14 protein-coding genes are annotated in these 15,707 nt (G+C 33.5%); 9 read left to right on the top strand and 5 right to left on the bottom strand.

What is annotated here, in order from left to right; all coding sequences use genetic code 11:
- Positions 1 to 46: 46 nt before the first annotated feature.
- Both guaA and ACKVOD_RS01330 read right to left on the bottom strand, forming a co-directional pair.
- Positions 47 to 1,576, bottom strand: a complete 1,530-nt coding sequence (guaA, locus tag ACKVOD_RS01325) for a glutamine-hydrolyzing GMP synthase (RefSeq protein ID WP_409207681.1) — start codon at positions 1,574 to 1,576, stop codon at positions 47 to 49.
- A 78-nt stretch (positions 1,577 to 1,654) separates the two neighbouring features.
- On the bottom strand, positions 1,655 to 2,356 hold the full coding sequence (locus ACKVOD_RS01330; protein ID WP_409207682.1) for a hypothetical protein: 702 nt from the start codon (positions 2,354 to 2,356) through the stop codon (positions 1,655 to 1,657).
- A 320-nt stretch (positions 2,357 to 2,676) separates the two neighbouring features.
- Between ACKVOD_RS01330 and ACKVOD_RS01335 the strand changes: the two genes are divergently transcribed.
- The 6 genes from ACKVOD_RS01335 to ACKVOD_RS01360 all read left to right on the top strand — a co-directional run bounded on the left by ACKVOD_RS01335 (position 2,677) and on the right by ACKVOD_RS01360 (position 8,511).
- Positions 2,677 to 3,063: a RidA family protein gene (locus ACKVOD_RS01335; RefSeq protein WP_409207683.1), complete on the top strand. Its 387-nt coding sequence runs from the start codon at positions 2,677 to 2,679 to the stop codon at positions 3,061 to 3,063.
- Positions 3,064 to 3,173: 110 nt separating this feature from the next.
- The gene (locus tag ACKVOD_RS01340) at positions 3,174 to 4,421 is read left to right on the top strand and encodes a voltage-gated chloride channel family protein (protein WP_409207684.1); all 1,248 of its coding nucleotides are present in this window, start codon (positions 3,174 to 3,176) and stop codon (positions 4,419 to 4,421) included.
- A 69-nt stretch (positions 4,422 to 4,490) separates the two neighbouring features.
- Positions 4,491 to 5,495, top strand: a complete 1,005-nt coding sequence (locus tag ACKVOD_RS01345; RefSeq protein WP_409207685.1) for a DHH family phosphoesterase — start codon at positions 4,491 to 4,493, stop codon at positions 5,493 to 5,495.
- A 3-nt stretch (positions 5,496 to 5,498) separates the two neighbouring features.
- A complete protein-coding gene (gene gldI / locus ACKVOD_RS01350) occupies positions 5,499 to 6,095 on the top strand; it encodes a gliding motility-associated peptidyl-prolyl isomerase GldI (RefSeq protein ID WP_409207686.1) in 597 nt (198 codons plus the stop codon).
- A gap of 7 nt (positions 6,096 to 6,102) precedes the next feature.
- Entirely contained in the window at positions 6,103 to 7,203 is a 1,101-nt protein-coding gene (locus ACKVOD_RS01355) for a peptidylprolyl isomerase (RefSeq protein ID WP_409207687.1), read from the top strand.
- 39 nt (positions 7,204 to 7,242) lie between these two features.
- On the top strand, positions 7,243 to 8,511 hold the full coding sequence (locus ACKVOD_RS01360; protein WP_409207688.1) for a peptidylprolyl isomerase: 1,269 nt from the start codon (positions 7,243 to 7,245) through the stop codon (positions 8,509 to 8,511).
- A gap of 57 nt (positions 8,512 to 8,568) precedes the next feature.
- Here the strand turns inward: ACKVOD_RS01360 and ACKVOD_RS01365 are convergent, their stop codons facing one another.
- Positions 8,569 to 9,006, bottom strand: a complete 438-nt coding sequence (locus ACKVOD_RS01365) for a hypothetical protein (RefSeq protein WP_409207689.1) — start codon at positions 9,004 to 9,006, stop codon at positions 8,569 to 8,571.
- A gap of 339 nt (positions 9,007 to 9,345) precedes the next feature.
- On the opposite strand from ACKVOD_RS01365, the gene uvrB reads away from it, so the two are divergent.
- On the top strand, positions 9,346 to 11,334 hold the full coding sequence (gene uvrB, locus ACKVOD_RS01370; protein ID WP_409207690.1) for an excinuclease ABC subunit UvrB: 1,989 nt from the start codon (positions 9,346 to 9,348) through the stop codon (positions 11,332 to 11,334).
- Positions 11,335 to 11,474: 140 nt separating this feature from the next.
- Positions 11,475 to 12,863: a S8 family peptidase gene (locus ACKVOD_RS01375; protein ID WP_409207691.1), complete on the top strand. Its 1,389-nt coding sequence runs from the start codon at positions 11,475 to 11,477 to the stop codon at positions 12,861 to 12,863.
- A 151-nt stretch (positions 12,864 to 13,014) separates the two neighbouring features.
- Here ACKVOD_RS01375 and ACKVOD_RS01380 read toward each other — a convergent pair whose 3' ends face one another.
- Positions 13,015 to 13,416, bottom strand: a complete 402-nt coding sequence (locus ACKVOD_RS01380) for an excinuclease ABC subunit B (RefSeq protein ID WP_409207692.1) — start codon at positions 13,414 to 13,416, stop codon at positions 13,015 to 13,017.
- Between the two features lie 135 nt (positions 13,417 to 13,551).
- Between ACKVOD_RS01380 and ACKVOD_RS01385 the strand changes: the two genes are divergently transcribed.
- Positions 13,552 to 14,019, top strand: a complete 468-nt coding sequence (locus ACKVOD_RS01385) for a DUF1456 family protein (protein ID WP_409207693.1) — start codon at positions 13,552 to 13,554, stop codon at positions 14,017 to 14,019.
- Positions 14,020 to 14,115: 96 nt separating this feature from the next.
- On the opposite strand, the gene sucC is transcribed toward ACKVOD_RS01385, so the two are convergent.
- Positions 14,116 to 15,309: an ADP-forming succinate--CoA ligase subunit beta gene (gene sucC, locus ACKVOD_RS01390; protein WP_409207694.1), complete on the bottom strand. Its 1,194-nt coding sequence runs from the start codon at positions 15,307 to 15,309 to the stop codon at positions 14,116 to 14,118.
- Positions 15,310 to 15,707: the final 398 nt, after the last annotated feature.

Below are 15,707 nucleotides of genomic sequence, written 5' to 3' on the forward strand. Positions count from 1 at the left end.
TAATCGCTATTGAAATTGATTTTTGCATATTATTTAAAATACATTTTTACTCCCACTCAATAGTTGCAGGTGGTTTGGAGCTAATATCATATACTACACGGTTTACTCCTTTTACTTTATTAATAATGTCATTTGAGATCTTCATCAAAAATTCATAAGGTAAATGTACCCAATCAGCTGTCATACCATCAGTCGATTGAACTGCACGAAGCGCTACTACTTTTTCGTAAGTTCGCTCATCGCCCATAACTCCTACACTATTTACAGGAAGTAATATTGCTCCCGCCTGCCATACCTTATCGTATAATCCCCAAGATTTTAATCCGTCGATGAATACCTTATCTACATCTTGTAAAATTTGCACTTTTTCTAATGTTATATCACCTAAAATTCGAATCGATAATCCAGGACCTGGAAAAGGATGTCTTCCTAATAATTCAGGATCTATTCCTAATGTTGCTCCTACTCTACGCACTTCATCTTTAAAAAGCATGCGTAAAGGTTCCACAATTTTCAATTTCATATAATCAGGCAAACCACCCACATTATGATGTGATTTGATGGTTGCCGAAGGGCCTTTGACCGATACTGATTCAATAACGTCAGGATAAATAGTTCCTTGAGCTAACCAGGTTACATCTTCTATTAGATGTGATTCTGCATCAAAAACTTCGATGAAGGCATTACCGATGGCTTTTCTTTTTAACTCAGGGTCAGTAACTCCAGCCAAGGCATCATAAAAACGTTGAGAAGCATCAACTCCTTTTACGTTTAATCCCATTCCTTCATATTGATCTAAAACAGATTGAAACTCATTTTTGCGCAATAAACCATTGTTTACGAAAATGCAATACAAATTTTCACCAATGGCTTTGTGTAATAAAACTGCTGCTACTGTCGAATCTACACCACCAGAAAGTCCAAGAACTACTTTGTCATTACCAATTTTTTCTTTCATTTCGGCAACAATTTCTTCAACGAAAGCACCTGGTGTAAAATTTTGGGGAACATCGGCAATTTTTACTAAGAAATTCTCTAGCATTTTGGATCCATCTGTCGAATGAAATACTTCGGGATGGTATTGAATAGCATAGGTTGTTTCTCCCTCAATTTTATAAGCTGCAAATTCAACATCGTGAGTACTGGCTAATTTAACACCCTGAGCTGGTAATGCCTTAATACTATCGCTATGACTCATCCAAACTTGACTATTCTCTGAAACACCCTCAAAGAAAATTTCGTTTTCTTTTATAAAGGATAAATTGGCTCTACCATATTCTCTTGTATTAGAAGCCGCTACTTCTCCACCACTAAAATGAGCAAGATATTGCGCTCCGTAACATACGGCAAGCAAAGGAAGTTTTCCTCTAATTTGAGATAAATCAGGGTGTGGCGCATCTTCTCCGCGAACAGAGAAAGGGCTTCCGCCCATAATTACCGCTTTGTAACTGGATAAATCACTCGGAAAATGATTGTAGGGAAAAATTTCGCAGAAAATATTTAATTCGCGAACTCTTCGTGCAATAAGTTGAGTGTATTGCGATCCGAAATCTAAAATAAGTACGTTGTGTTGCATGGCGCAAAAATACTTTTTATAATTGGGATTGAAAAATTGATTTTTGGAAAATTTTAAAATTTTAAAATAGTCTAAAAATTATTCTTTAATAATTATCAGTTTACCTTTAAACCCTGTTGCTAAGTTATCCCAATAATAGGAGTTAAAAAGATTGCCTTGGTCATCATAGATTTGAAACTCCGCTGTATTTCCTCCAGAAGTTCCCGTATTCATGGCAACAAATTCTATTTTATTAATTCCTTCCACCAGATTGATTTTAAACTCATTATAAAAACTATCCATTGCTATGGCGTTCATAATGACTTTGTCGTTTTGATATACACGAACTAAATCACCATCTACAGCAATAAAATCGCGGTATTTAACAATGTAAAATTTAGACTTGGTTTTAAATTCGCCAAAATATTTATCCTCTCTTACTAAAGAAACATCATTTTCATGTAGCGTATTATCCAAATCCTTTTGCATTTTATCCTGATAAACATCGCCTAATTTGTGCGTAAAAATAACCTTAGGAATTAATGAAAAATTTGGTTCAGGTACACCTATGGTAAAGTCTTTATTCTCCTTGGGTTTGGTACCAAAAATATTGGTTTCCTTGAAAATATTAGGTGCTACAATTTTTGGGACATCAAATTTCGAGACTTTGGTTTGTGGCACAACTTCTTTCTTAGGCTTTACTTTTAAAGGATTGAATTTTATTGGTTTAGCACTAAATTCAACCTGTCCAAAAACATTTGAACTTAATACTAATACTAATAATAAAAAGAATTGTTTCATTAAACTCGAAAATTGTTATTTGTTCATTCCTGTAAGAAGTCAAATTAATTTAAAGTTTTGACTGCCAAAAAATGTAATTCTTGTAAATTTAAACTAAGTTTGATTATGGTGCAATCAAGCATAAAATTCAAAAATAATTGAAATACACGGCAAGATTCACAAAAATAACTTAAAATAAAATTAAGTTTTAGCATTAGAATTTAACAATTGCAAAATAATTTGAATTGTGATTCAATTTCCTTGGTATTTTTATAAATTGCGAACTTAAAATAATTTTCGAGTTAATCCTTAACTCCTTTAAAATCAATATCAGAATTAAAATGAAAAGACAAAACATCTTAACAGGTTCTCCATGGGAAGACAAAATGGGCTATTGTCGTGCTGTCCGCATAGGCAATTTTATAGAAGTATCAGGAACCGTAGCGATTGTAGATGGCGATAAAGTAAAAGCCAACGATGCACATGCGCAAACCCTAAACATTCTAGAAAGAATAGAAAAAGTACTCGAAGAACTTAATGCGGGAATGAAAGATGTGATTCGCACCCGGATATTTGTTACCGATGTGAGCACTTTTGAAGCTGTAGCTACAGCCCACGCTGGGTTTTTTAAGGACATTAAACCAACTACTGGTTTTTATGAAGTAAGCAAATTAGTAGCTCCTGAATATATGGTCGAAATAGAGTTTACTGCTATTATAGCTGAATAATAAATACAATTATTCCAAAATTATTGCCACGAATTCACGAATTTTAAACTTTATTCAAGAAAAAATTCGTGAATTCGTGGCTCATAAAACTCAATTCTTATATTTCCGAAATGAACCTTAAAAAAAACACCCTTTTCATAGCCAAATGGATTCTCATTTGTGTTTTGATAGGTTTTTTTTCAGGTTCTGCTTCGGCTTTTTTTTTAGTGGCCCTTGAACAAGTCACCCAAATCAGAGAACATAACCATTTCATAATTTGGTTTTTACCACTAGGTGGTCTCGGTATAGGGTTTCTATATCATTATCTTGGCAAAGAAGTGGTAAAAGGCAATAATATATTATTAGAGGAGTACGAAAATCCACAAAAAACTATTCCGTTCAAAATGGCACCATTAGTTCTTTTAGGAACTTTAATTACTCATCTTTTTGGGGGTTCGGCTGGACGTGAAGGAACAGCAGTACAAATGGGAGGAGCAATTGCCGACCAATTCACGAAATTTTTCAAACTCAATACATCCGAAAGAAAGACATTACTCGTTCTAGGAATTAGTGCTGGATTTGCTTCTGTTTTCGGCACACCACTGGCAGGTGCTTTGTTTGCTCTAGAAGTTTTAAGAGGTAGTAAAACAAGACTTAAAAGTGTAATTTTATCTTTTTTAATTGCCTATATTGCTTATTACACTGTTGCTTTTTGGCAAGTAAAACATACACATTATCACATCCCTATTGTTCCAGAAATTACTGTAAACAATTTGGGCTGGGTCGTTTTGGTTGGAATTTTATTTGGTTTAACCGCGATGTTATTTTCTAGAACTACCCATTTATGGGGACAATTATTTTCAAAAACTATCGCTTTTGCCCCAATTCGGCCCTTTTTAGGAGGACTTATATTAGTTATTGTCATTTACTATATTGGCACTACAAAATATATTGGTTTAGGAATTCCGACAATCATTGAATCTTTTACTACTCCTAACCCTTGGCAAGATTTCTTACTGAAAATTCTATTTACTGGTTTTACACTTGGTGCAGGGTTTAAAGGTGGCGAGGTAACACCACTTTTTTTTATTGGCGCCACCTTAGGCAGTGCTTTATCGCTATTTGTTCCTTTGCCAATTGCCCTTTTGGCTGGATTGGGATTTGTAGCCGTATTTTCGGGAGCTACTCACACACCAATTGCCTGTAGCGTAATGGGAATCGAACTTTTTGGACTAGAAAGTGGACTATTTATAGTGGTTGCTTGTACACTTGCTTATTTTTTCTCGGGTTCAGTAGGCATATACCAGTCTCAAATAGTAAAAGGAACAAAATACCATTTGTACCAGCGTTTAAAAAGAAAAAACCTAACAGATTTATAGAGTTGTAAAAGTTTGTTAAATCTTTAAATGTTTCGAACTTTACAGCAAAAAAATGTAAATTCGCAATCTATGAGAGAAAAAAATATACAGGTAATACAGCAATTGTTGTCCGCTCCAAAAAAAATTGCCATCATACCGCACCGAAATCCTGATGGAGATGCAATGGGTTCTACTCTTGGATTGTATCATTTTTTACTTAAAAACAATCATTTTCCGACAGTGATTTCTCCTAACGAATATCCTGATTTTTTGGCATGGATGCCCGGTTCAGAAACCATTAAAATATACGAAAAAGACAAAATAAGTTGTACTCAATTACTTCATGAAGCAGAGCTTGTTTTTACACTCGATTTCAATGCTTTACATCGGGTAGGTGAAATGGAAAATGTTCTCAATACCCTTACTGCCCCTTTTGTGATGATCGATCATCATCAATCACCTGATGAGTATGCTTTAATAAGCTTTTCGGATGTAGCTTATGGTTCAACCTGCGAAATGGTTTATAATTTCATTGCTGCACTTGGCAAAAAATCAGAAATTGATAAAACAATTGGGACTTGTATTTATACTGGAATTTTGACAGATTCAGGTTCGTTTCGTTTTCCGAAAACTACCGGAAACACCCATAGAATTGTGGCTGATTTAATAGATTTAGGGGTCGAAAATACTGAAATTCCAAACCTACTTTTTGACAACAGTTCCTTTGGAAGTCTCCAATTATTGGGCAAAGCACTCCAAAACATGAAAATATTTTATACTAACAAAACATCATATACAACCTTAACCCAAGACGAATTGGACTGCTTTAACTATGTAAAAGGCGATACAGAAGGAATTGTTAATTATGGATTAAGTATTAAAGGAATAGACTTTTCGGCTATTTTTATAGAAAACAAAGAAGACAAAATCATTAAAATTTCATTTCGATCACAAGGTGATTTTGATGTTAATCAATTTGCTAGAGACTATTTTAATGGTGGTGGGCATCGCAATGCTGCTGGAGGAAAATCAGAGGTTTCGATGGAAGAAACCATCCGAAAATTTGAAGAATTAATACCTACTTTAAAAATTTAACTGATGATAAAAAAAAGCTTAAAATACTTCGTTATTTTATTATTATCAATTTTTATTTCTTGCAAACAAGATCAAGAAGCGCGAAGACCAATTTCGCAAGCATCAGGAAGTTTCATGAAAAAATCTATTGAAAGAAACAAAAAACTCATCTCGACTGAAGAAGAAAGAATTGATTCAATTATCAAAAGTCAGCCTAAAAATAAATATTATACTTCTAAAAAAGGATTTTGGTATACTTACAAAACTCAAAACAAGCTTGATAGTCTCTGTCCTAAAAGAGGAGATGTCGCCATTTTTAACTACGAAATAAAAGATTTGAAAGGAGAAATTATTTATTCTGAAGCAGAACTTAATACGCAAACCTATTTAGTTGACAAACAAAATATAATGACTGGTTTACGCGAAGGAATCAAACTCATGCATAAATCAGAGAAAGTAATTTTTCTCTTTCCATCGCACGCTGCATATGGTTTTCATGGAGATAATAAAAAAATAGGAACCAATCAACCCTTAATTTGTACCGTAAAACTTCATAGTTTTGCTCCCGAAAAAAAAATCAATAAGGAAATTCAATTAAAAAATACCGACAGTTTAAATTAATAAAAAAATGAAAAAGAACATTTTATTTGCTTTAATGATATTTACATTTTTCCTAGGTTGTAGAGATGATAGCGACAATCTACCTGATGGTTTGTATGCAAAAATAGAAACAAACAAAGGGATTATAATAGTTCAATTAGAGTATGAAAAAGCACCTATTACTGTTGCTAATTTTGTAAGCTTGGCTGAGGGCAATAACGAATTCATCACTGATGAAAACCTGAAAAATAAACCTTTTTATGATGGCTTAAAATTTCATCGTGTTATAAAAGATTTTATGATACAAACTGGAGATCCATTAGGCACTGGATCGGGAGATACAGGTTATAAATTTAAAGATGAAATAAACGATTTTCGTTTTGATAAAGGAGGAGTATTAGCAATGGCTAATAGTGGTCCTGCAACCAACAGTAGTCAGTTTTTTATTACTCATCTCGAAACACCATGGCTAGATGTTAAACACACCATTTTTGGTCATGTTGTTGAAAAAGGCATGGAAGCTGTAAACCTAATAGAACAGGATGATTATATCAAGAAAATAACTATAATTAGAAATGGAGAAGCTGCTAAAAAATTCGACGCCTTGGGGACTTTTCGCAATTATTTCAAGGTGGAGTCTGAAAACCAAAAAAAAATAATGGCAGAAGCAACACTTTTAGATGCAAAATATAAACTTATTCGCGATGAAAAAGCTGCTTATTTTGAAAGCATCAAAACAAAATCAACCAAAACAGCTTCGGGACTTCAATACTATATTACGAAGAAAGCTAGAGGGGAAAAACCAGAAAATGGTTCTAATGTAAATATTGATTATGCAGGGTTTTTAGAGAATGGTAGTTTATTTGATTCTAGCATAGAAAAAGTATCAAAAGATTTTGGAAAATATGATCCTAATAGAGCAGCACAAAACGGATACCAACCTATTCCTTTTGTGGCAGGTAATAAACAAGGCATGATTCCTGGTTTTATTGAAGGAATTGAAAAATTATCTTTTGGGGATAAAGCTGTTATTATTATACCGTCAAAACTGGGATATGGCGAAGCTGGAGCAGGTGGAGTGATTCCTCCTAACACCACAATTATATTTGAAATCGAATTATTAAAATAACAAACTATTAATTACAAATCAAACCTAAACTTAAAAAAAATGAAATCAAAAATTGTATTATTCTTATTCTTGGGAATGCTTCATATGCAGGCTCAAACTACAAAAAAAGCAGTCGCTAAAAGTAAATTAGCAACTATTGCTGTAAAACCAGTAACCAAAAAACCTGTAGATAACGAAGGTATTTTTGCAACAATAAGTACTTCAAAAGGAGATATCGTTGTTCAATTAGAATATGTTAAAACACCTATTACAGTTGCTAACTTTATTTCGTTGGCAGAAGGAAAAAATGCTTTTGTAGCCAATGAAAAATCAATTGGAAAACCGTTTTATGATGGGCTAAAATTTCACAGAGTGATTAAGGATTTTATGATTCAAGCAGGTGATCCAGAAGGCAATGGGTCGGGAGGTACTGGTTATGCTTTTAAGGATGAATTTACCGATTTAAAACACGATAAACCTGGAATTCTTTCCATGGCTAACTCTGGTCCTAAAACCAACAGCAGTCAGTTTTTTATTACGCACAAAGAAACCCCATGGTTAGACGGAAAACATACCATTTTTGGGCACGTTACTCAGGGTATGAATATTGTAAATTTAGTCGCTCAAGATGACATCATAAAAAAGGTCACCATTGCTAGAAAAGGAGCTGCTGCTAAGGCATTTAACGCTTCAAAAATATTTTCGGATTACTATTTTAACAAGGCTGATGACGATAAAAAAGAAGCTTTGATTGATGCTGAAAATAAAAGAAAACAGGACTCAATTATGGCTGCTGCCAAAAAAGAGTATCTTGAGAAATTTGCTGGAGTAATATCGGCAAAAAAAATCTATTTTGATGCTACAAAACCATCTGCTACTGTAACTGAATCGGGCTTAGCCTATAAAATATCTAATAAAGGTACTGGAATTAAGCCCGCAAATGGGACCACTTTTAATTTTAACTATGCGGGTTATTTCGAAGATGGAACCTTATTTGACAGTAGTTATCCTGATGTTTGTAAAGATTATGGGACTTTTAATCCAAAAAGAGCAGAACAAAACGGCTACCGACCTATTCCTTTTGAAGCAGGGAAAAAGGAAGGCTTAATTCCCGGATTTATCGAAGGTTTAGAACAAATGACTTATGGGGATAAAGCAATTGTTTTTATTCCTTCAAAATTAGCCTACGGAGAAAGAGGTGCTGGTGGTGTAATACCACCCAATACCAATATTATATTTGAATTAGAAATGATTGAAGTAATACCAGAAGTTGTAAAAAAACCAGAAGAGGTTAAACCAAAAGAGCCTAAAACAGAATTAAAAAAATAAAATTTATCAATCTTATTTACAACACCGAATTCAATTCTATTGATTTCGGTGTTTTTTTTATGATTTAAACTTCCAGTCAAATTCGTCTTTATCATTGATTATAGCTCCTATTTCAAATTTAACTACCTCTTCAAATTCAGTTTGCAGTATAAACCAATTGTCTTCATTGAAATAATTTTCATAAGTATCAAAATCTTCTTTGGTAAACTTAACGATTCCCTTTGGGGACAATTCTTTTTTAGCTTCTAAAATTTTTATACCAATAATTTTATTTTCAAATAACTCCAGTTCAGTACTTGAGGCCACAATATAGCCAAGTTTAAATTCTTCTTCTATATAGAAAGTCAAACGCATCTTTAAGAAATTATAGGCGAAAATGGTATTGTCATCTTCGTCTTTATACTCTTTATCCGGAGTTCCATAAATAGCCAAAACATCCTTTGGCTTCATTCCGAAAAGGAGCTTGTCTATTCCGTTTTTAAGGTTTATTTTCATATAGTTCTATTAAACTACAAAGTTCGTGAAGTTTTTTGATAATTTTCATAAAGTATTTAATTTTAAAAAAATTGGTTACTAAAATAATAAAAAAGTAAATCGGTTTATTTTGAAATAAATACATAAAACAATACTCAAATTAAACAAATTGGATATGGAAAATGAAATTGATATTAAGTCGTTTGACTTATAACAAGTAAGCGAATTTTGACGCAATTCTCAATTCTCAACCTATAATATTCAATTATATTTACTAAAAAATGGAATCAAAGTTTAACTATTTTCATAACTATTAATTACATATTTCCTTTGTAACTTTACAGTTCAGAAAAGTAGTAAATGAATTTTCAAATTGTATCCGATTATCAACCTAGAGGTGACCAACCACAAGCAATCGAGAAGTTATCGCAAGGTATTATTACCGATGAACGCTATCAAACTTTATTGGGCGTAACAGGTTCTGGTAAAACGTTTACTGTGGCAAATGTCATTCAAGAAGTTCAAAAACCTACTCTTGTTTTAGCACATAACAAAACTTTGGCAGCGCAATTGTACTCGGAGTTTAAACAATTTTTTCCGAATAATGCCGTAGAATATTTTGTCTCTTACTACGATTATTACCAGCCCGAAGCCTTTATGCCAGTATCAGGTGTCTTTATCGAAAAGGATTTATCCATCAACGAAGAACTAGAAAAAATGCGTTTGAGCACCACCTCGTCCCTACTTTCTGGACGACGTGATATTATTGTGGTTGCCTCAGTTTCCTGTATTTATGGAATAGGGAATCCTGTTGAATTTCAGAAGAATGTTATTGCTATTGCCAAAAACCAAATCATCTCCCGAACCAAATTGTTACACAGTCTAGTCCAAAGTTTATATTCTAGAACCGAAGCCGATTTCAGTCCAGGAAATTTCAGAATCAAAGGCGACACCCTCGAAGTGTATCCGAGTTATGCTGATGATGCCTATCGAATCCATTTTTTTGGTGATGAAATCGAAGAAATCGAAAGCTTTGATTTGAAAACTTCTAGAGTCATTGAACGATTTGAACAGCTGACGATTTATCCCGCCAATATGTTTGTGACTTCACCTGATGTATTGCAAAATGCCATTTGGGAAATCCAACAGGATTTGGTCAAGCAAGTAGATTATTTCAAAGAAATTGGTAAACACCTCGAAGCCAAAAGGCTTGAGGAAAGAACCAATTTTGATCTAGAAATGATTCGAGAATTGGGTTATTGCTCTGGAATTGAAAATTATTCTCGGTATTTGGATCAAAGAGAACCTGGCACTAGACCATTCTGTTTATTAGATTATTTTCCGAATGATTATTTGATGGTAGTTGACGAAAGTCATGTAACGCTATCACAGGTTCATGCCATGTATGGAGGAGATCGAAGCCGAAAAGAAAATTTGGTAGAGTATGGTTTTCGATTACCCGCAGCAATGGATAATCGCCCCTTAAAGTTTGAAGAATTTGAAGCCATGCAAAATCAGGTGATTTATGTTTCGGCTACGCCAGCTGATTATGAATTACAAAAATGCGATGGGGTGTATGTAGAACAAGTCATTCGCCCAACGGGATTATTAGATCCCATTATTGAAATTCGTCCGAGTTTGAATCAAATTGATGATTTGATAGAAGAAATACAAACCCGAGCCGAAATTGACGAACGCGTTTTGGTCACCACATTGACTAAAAGAATGGCAGAAGAATTAGCAAAATATCTAGATAAAGTTTCCATTCGTTGTCGCTATATTCATTCAGATGTAGATACCCTAGACCGAATTGAAATCATGCAAGATTTACGAAAAGGAATTTTTGACGTATTGATAGGTGTAAATTTACTCCGTGAAGGATTAGATTTACCTGAAGTATCATTGGTTGCGATTCTTGATGCCGACAAAGAAGGTTTTTTAAGAAGCCATCGTTCACTAACTCAAACCATAGGACGTGCTGCTAGAAACCTAAACGGAAAAGCAATTATGTATGCCGATAAAATTACGGCAAGTATGCAAAAAACCATTGATGAAACCAATTACCGCAGAACCAAACAAATTAATTTCAATACGGAGAACAATGTTGTTCCAATGGCACTGAACAAAAAAATCGAAAGTGCTTTTTCCAAAAATCCATTAGTAGATTATGAGTTAGGCCATACTACGACTATGGCGGCGGAGCCCGTTACTGAATACCTTTCGAAACCTGAAATCGAAAAACGTATTCGTGAAAAACGAAAAGCCATGGAAAAAGCCGCTAAAGATTTAGACTTTATGCAAGCGGCAAAACTGCGTGACGAAATTAAGCTGTTGCAAGAAAAGATTTAAAACACAAATTTTGCAAAATGTACACAGATTATTATGTGAAAATTGTAATGTCTGGGTCAAAAAACAAGAGTGTTTTTTTAATATTATTTATTTTATTTGTACATTCGAACTTTATAATTAACTCTAACAAATTGTAAATCATGAAATTAAATCATCTATTTAGACTTTTTATGGTCACTTTATCATTAATTATCTTTTCTTGTACAAACGATAGTAAGCTCTCACAAGAATCTGATCAAAATACTACACAAATGAAGTTTGTGCCTGGCGAAATTCTTATTAAGATCAAAAATGGTAATAGCATAACTTACGGAAGGACAAAATCAAATATTTTGTCTCTTATTGGTGGAAATGTTATTGAAACTATAAAAACAAGCAACGTAAAAACTTTAAATGCAAAAACTATTGGAAGTGTAAATGAGCTAATCTTGGTTTCTACAAAACTAGGCACAATGGAATCTATTGAACTGCTTAAAAACTCAACTGAAATTGAGTATGCAGAGCCAAACTGGATTTATCAACATTATGCTGTTTCAAATGATACCTATTATAAAAATGGTTCTCTATGGGGAATGTATGGTGATACCACAAGTCCAGCTAATGCATTCGGCTCACAAGCAGGCAAAGCATGGGCAGCAGGAAATACTGGTTTATCTACAGTTTATATAGGCATAATAGACGAAGGTTATATGTATACTCATGAAGATTTAGCTGCAAATGCAGGTAATAGTATTCGAGAAATCGCCGATGGCATTGATAATGATGGCAATGGTTATGTTGATGATGTATACGGATGGGATTTTGATGGAAACAACAATACTGTTTTTGACGGAACAGGTGATGATCATGGAACTCATGTGGCTGGAACAATTGGTGCAGTTGGAGGTAACGGAAAAGGAGTTGCTGGTATGTGCTGGTCAGTAAAAATATTGAATGCTAAATTTTTAGGTCGAAATGGAGGGACCACTGCAAACGCAATTAAAGCAGTAGATTATTTCACGGATTTGAAAAACAATCGTGGAATTAATATCGTAGCAACCAACAACTCATGGGGAGGTGGTGGATTTTCTCAAGGATTATATGATGCTATAGAAAGGGCCAATGCAGCAGGTATTCTTTTTGTTGCCGCTGCTGGTAATTCAACCAGTAATAATGATGTTACTGCTTCTTATCCAGGATCATATACTAACAGCAATATTATTGCAGTAGCTTCAATTACAAGTACTGGGGGTTTAAGTAGCTTTTCTAATTTTGGCGGAACTACTGTAGATTTAGGCGCTCCTGGATCTGGGATATATTCATCAGTTCCTTTAAGTTCAAAAGGTAAAATTGTATCGGGTTATGCCAGCTACAACGGAACCTCTATGGCTACTCCACATGTAACTGGCGCCTGTGCTTTATATGCTGCAACACATTCTAGCGCAACGGCAAGCGAAATAAAATCAGCTATTTTAAGTAGCGCAGTTGCTACACCTTCATTAAGTGGAAAATGTATGACAGGTGGCCGACTAAATGTTAGTAGTTTTTAATTTTAAAACCTATAAAAAATATTTTTTTGTTAATTTCCAACTACTTTTAACTACACTAGGACGTTAGGCAAAAAAGCTGATTTTTTCGATTATTATCAAAAAGGCATAAAAAAAACAGTTCAATGAACTGTTTTTTTTATGGTAGAAAACCCTAATTGAGTTGTTCTTGGAAAATTTTCAATAAGACTCCGGGTTCAATAATTGGTGTAGAATCGCTTTTCATCATTTTAAGAATCCTCATGATGACATTAGGGTTTAATCCCATATTTAGCGAAATTTGTTTAATAGCGTTTTCTTCTTTTCTGTGCAAAACCCCATCGCAATGCATCAATAAAGCCAAACGATAAAACTGTTGAATACGTTCAAAATCGGATTTTATTGGTGTTTGAGGGATTTCTTGATGAAACAAATCGTTAAATGTTTCTTTTTCTATTTGTAGTTCTTTGGCAACAAGTAACAGAAAATCATATTCTCTTTTATGTAGTTGACCATCTACTGTAGAAAAAGCAATCATTTCTAACAATAAATTTCTTTTCTCCTCAAAACTATTCATAAGGCAACTATTTTTGGTAAAAATACAAAATTCGATTTAGATTTTTTAAAAAGACGAATACGTCCCAAAAAAATATTGAGAGAAGGTTTTGTAAAACTGTATCTTTGCAATCTAATTCAGATTTAAAAAATAAAAATGACAAACAACGATATTTTCAAAAAACTCAGAGTAGCATTAATGCTTCGTGACGATCAAATAGTTGAAATTTTAGAATTGGTAGATTTTAGAATTTCTAAAACAGAATTAAGTGCATTTTTTCGTGCAGAAAATCATGAAAATTATGTAGAATGTGGTGACCAAGTGTTGCGCAATTTCTTGAACGGATTAGTGATTCACCTTCGTGGCACAAAGGAAAACCCTAAGAATCCAACCGCGGTTTTGGCGAAACATAAAGCTGAAATCCCAGCAAAAGAAGGACAGAAAGAAAGACCCGAATTTAAGGCAAAACCAAAAGATGAAGATAAAGCAAGAGGTGATCAAAGCCCATCTAAATCAAAACCTGCTACAAAAAGAACTTCCAAAAAAGAATTCCCAAAAGGGAATAATAAAACACAAGTAGTAGAGAAAGTAAAATTCAATTTCGGTAAGAATAAGAAATCCTAAGTTCTTACCCAAAAAGTAAAAAAAAAAATAAATTCCATAAAAAAATCCTGTTTGCCGTGGCGAACAGGATTTTCTACTTTATAACTATTTTTCTAATTAAGAAAGTGCTTTTTGAACTTGATCAGCCGCTTCTTGAAACTGAACTGCAGATAAAATTGGCATTCCTGAACTATCAATTAATTCTTTTGCAATTTCTGCATTTGTTCCTTGTAAACGAACAATGATAGGTACTTTAATAGCGTCTCCCATATTTTTGTAAGCGTCAACTACACCTTGAGCCACACGATCACAACGAACGATTCCACCAAAAATATTGATTAAAATTGCTTTAACATTAGGGTCTTTTAAAATAATGCGGAACGCTAATTCTACCCGTTTTGCATCAGCTGTACCTCCAACGTCAAGGAAATTTGCTGGTTCAAAACCGGCATATTTTATTAAATCCATCGTTGCCATTGCTAAACCAGCTCCGTTAACCATACAACCTACTGTTCCATCAAGATCAACATAATTTAACCCTGCTTCTTTTGCTTCAACCTCAATTGGGTTTTCTTCACGAACATCACGCATTTCGGCTAATTTTGGATGACGGTATAAAGCATTATCATCTAAATTAACTTTTGCATCAACAGCTATAATTTTGTTGTCCGAAGTTTTCAAAACTGGGTTAATTTCAAACATAGAAGCGTCAGAACCGATATACGCTTTGTACAAAGCATCTACAAATTGCACCATTTCTTTAAAAGCATTTCCTGAAAGTCCAAGATTAAAAGCAATTCTTCTGGCTTGAAAACCTTGCAAACCAACAGTTGGGTCAATTTCTTCCGTAAAAATTAAATGAGGAGTATGTTCCGCAACTTCTTCGATATCCATTCCACCTTCTGTAGAATACATAATCATATTTCGACCTATACTTCTATTTAAAACAACTGACATATAAAATTCGGAAGTTTCACTTTCACCTGGATAATAAACATCTTCAGCAACCAAAACTTTATGTACTTTTTTTCCTTCGGCAGAAGTTTGAGGAGTAATCAATTGCATTCCAATTATTTGACTAGAAATTTCTTCTACTTGTTGCAAGTTTTTCGCCAATTTTACTCCACCACCTTTTCCTCTTCCACCCGCGTGAACTTGAGCTTTAATAACATGCCATCCAGTACCTGTTTCAGCTGTTAATTGTTTTGCAGCTGCAACTGCTTCTTGTGGGTTATTAGCAACATAACCACGTTGCACTTTTACGCCATAACTGGCAAGAATTTCTTTTCCTTGATATTCGTGTATATCCATATTGAAGTTTTTGACATGATTCTGGATTTATTCCAGAAATTAAGTGTCGCAAAAATAACAAATTCAAGTTTAATTTAAAATCTTTTTTAGAATTAAATTATCGTAAAAAAATAACAAAAAATTATGTTTCGTTTGAAATATTTAATGCGGTACAAGTTTTAAATTGCATTATAAATTGGTTTGAATATTATTATCTCAATATTAGACATCAATTAGGTTGATTTTTTATTGATTTAAAGCCATTAAAACCAAAAAAATTATTAATTTATCAATAGTAATCAAAAAGAATGTTTTATTGTTAATTTATTTACACTTTTCTAACATTACTGTAAAAATATATTTCTTAAGTTGTTTTCAATTCATTATATTTAATGAAATCTTTATTTTTGCATAAAAAT

Source organism: Flavobacterium sp. (assembly GCF_046155325.1).
Taxonomy (GTDB): Bacteria; Bacteroidota; Bacteroidia; order Flavobacteriales; family Flavobacteriaceae; genus Flavobacterium.

Excerpts from the sequence above, each read along its gene's own strand:
- ACKVOD_RS01375 (WP_409207691.1), top strand. The coding sequence starts at position 11,475 with ATGAAATTAAATCATCTATTTAGACTTTTTATGGTCACTTTATCATTA.
- guaA (WP_409207681.1), bottom strand. The coding sequence starts at position 1,576 with ATGCAACACAACGTACTTATTTTAGATTTCGGATCGCAATACACTCAA.
- ACKVOD_RS01380 (WP_409207692.1), bottom strand. The coding sequence starts at position 13,416 with ATGAATAGTTTTGAGGAGAAAAGAAATTTATTGTTAGAAATGATTGCT.
- ACKVOD_RS01335 (WP_409207683.1), top strand. The coding sequence starts at position 2,677 with ATGAAAAGACAAAACATCTTAACAGGTTCTCCATGGGAAGACAAAATG.
- ACKVOD_RS01355 (WP_409207687.1), top strand. The coding sequence starts at position 6,103 with ATGAAAAAGAACATTTTATTTGCTTTAATGATATTTACATTTTTCCTA.
- ACKVOD_RS01385 (WP_409207693.1), top strand. The coding sequence starts at position 13,552 with ATGACAAACAACGATATTTTCAAAAAACTCAGAGTAGCATTAATGCTT.
- uvrB (WP_409207690.1), top strand. The coding sequence starts at position 9,346 with ATGAATTTTCAAATTGTATCCGATTATCAACCTAGAGGTGACCAACCA.
- ACKVOD_RS01365 (WP_409207689.1), bottom strand. The coding sequence starts at position 9,006 with ATGAAAATAAACCTTAAAAACGGAATAGACAAGCTCCTTTTCGGAATG.
- ACKVOD_RS01360 (WP_409207688.1), top strand. The coding sequence starts at position 7,243 with ATGAAATCAAAAATTGTATTATTCTTATTCTTGGGAATGCTTCATATG.
- ACKVOD_RS01345 (WP_409207685.1), top strand. The coding sequence starts at position 4,491 with ATGAGAGAAAAAAATATACAGGTAATACAGCAATTGTTGTCCGCTCCA.
- ACKVOD_RS01340 (WP_409207684.1), top strand. The coding sequence starts at position 3,174 with ATGAACCTTAAAAAAAACACCCTTTTCATAGCCAAATGGATTCTCATT.
- ACKVOD_RS01330 (WP_409207682.1), bottom strand. The coding sequence starts at position 2,356 with ATGAAACAATTCTTTTTATTATTAGTATTAGTATTAAGTTCAAATGTT.
- sucC (WP_409207694.1), bottom strand. The coding sequence starts at position 15,309 with ATGGATATACACGAATATCAAGGAAAAGAAATTCTTGCCAGTTATGGC.
- gldI (WP_409207686.1), top strand. The coding sequence starts at position 5,499 with ATGATAAAAAAAAGCTTAAAATACTTCGTTATTTTATTATTATCAATT.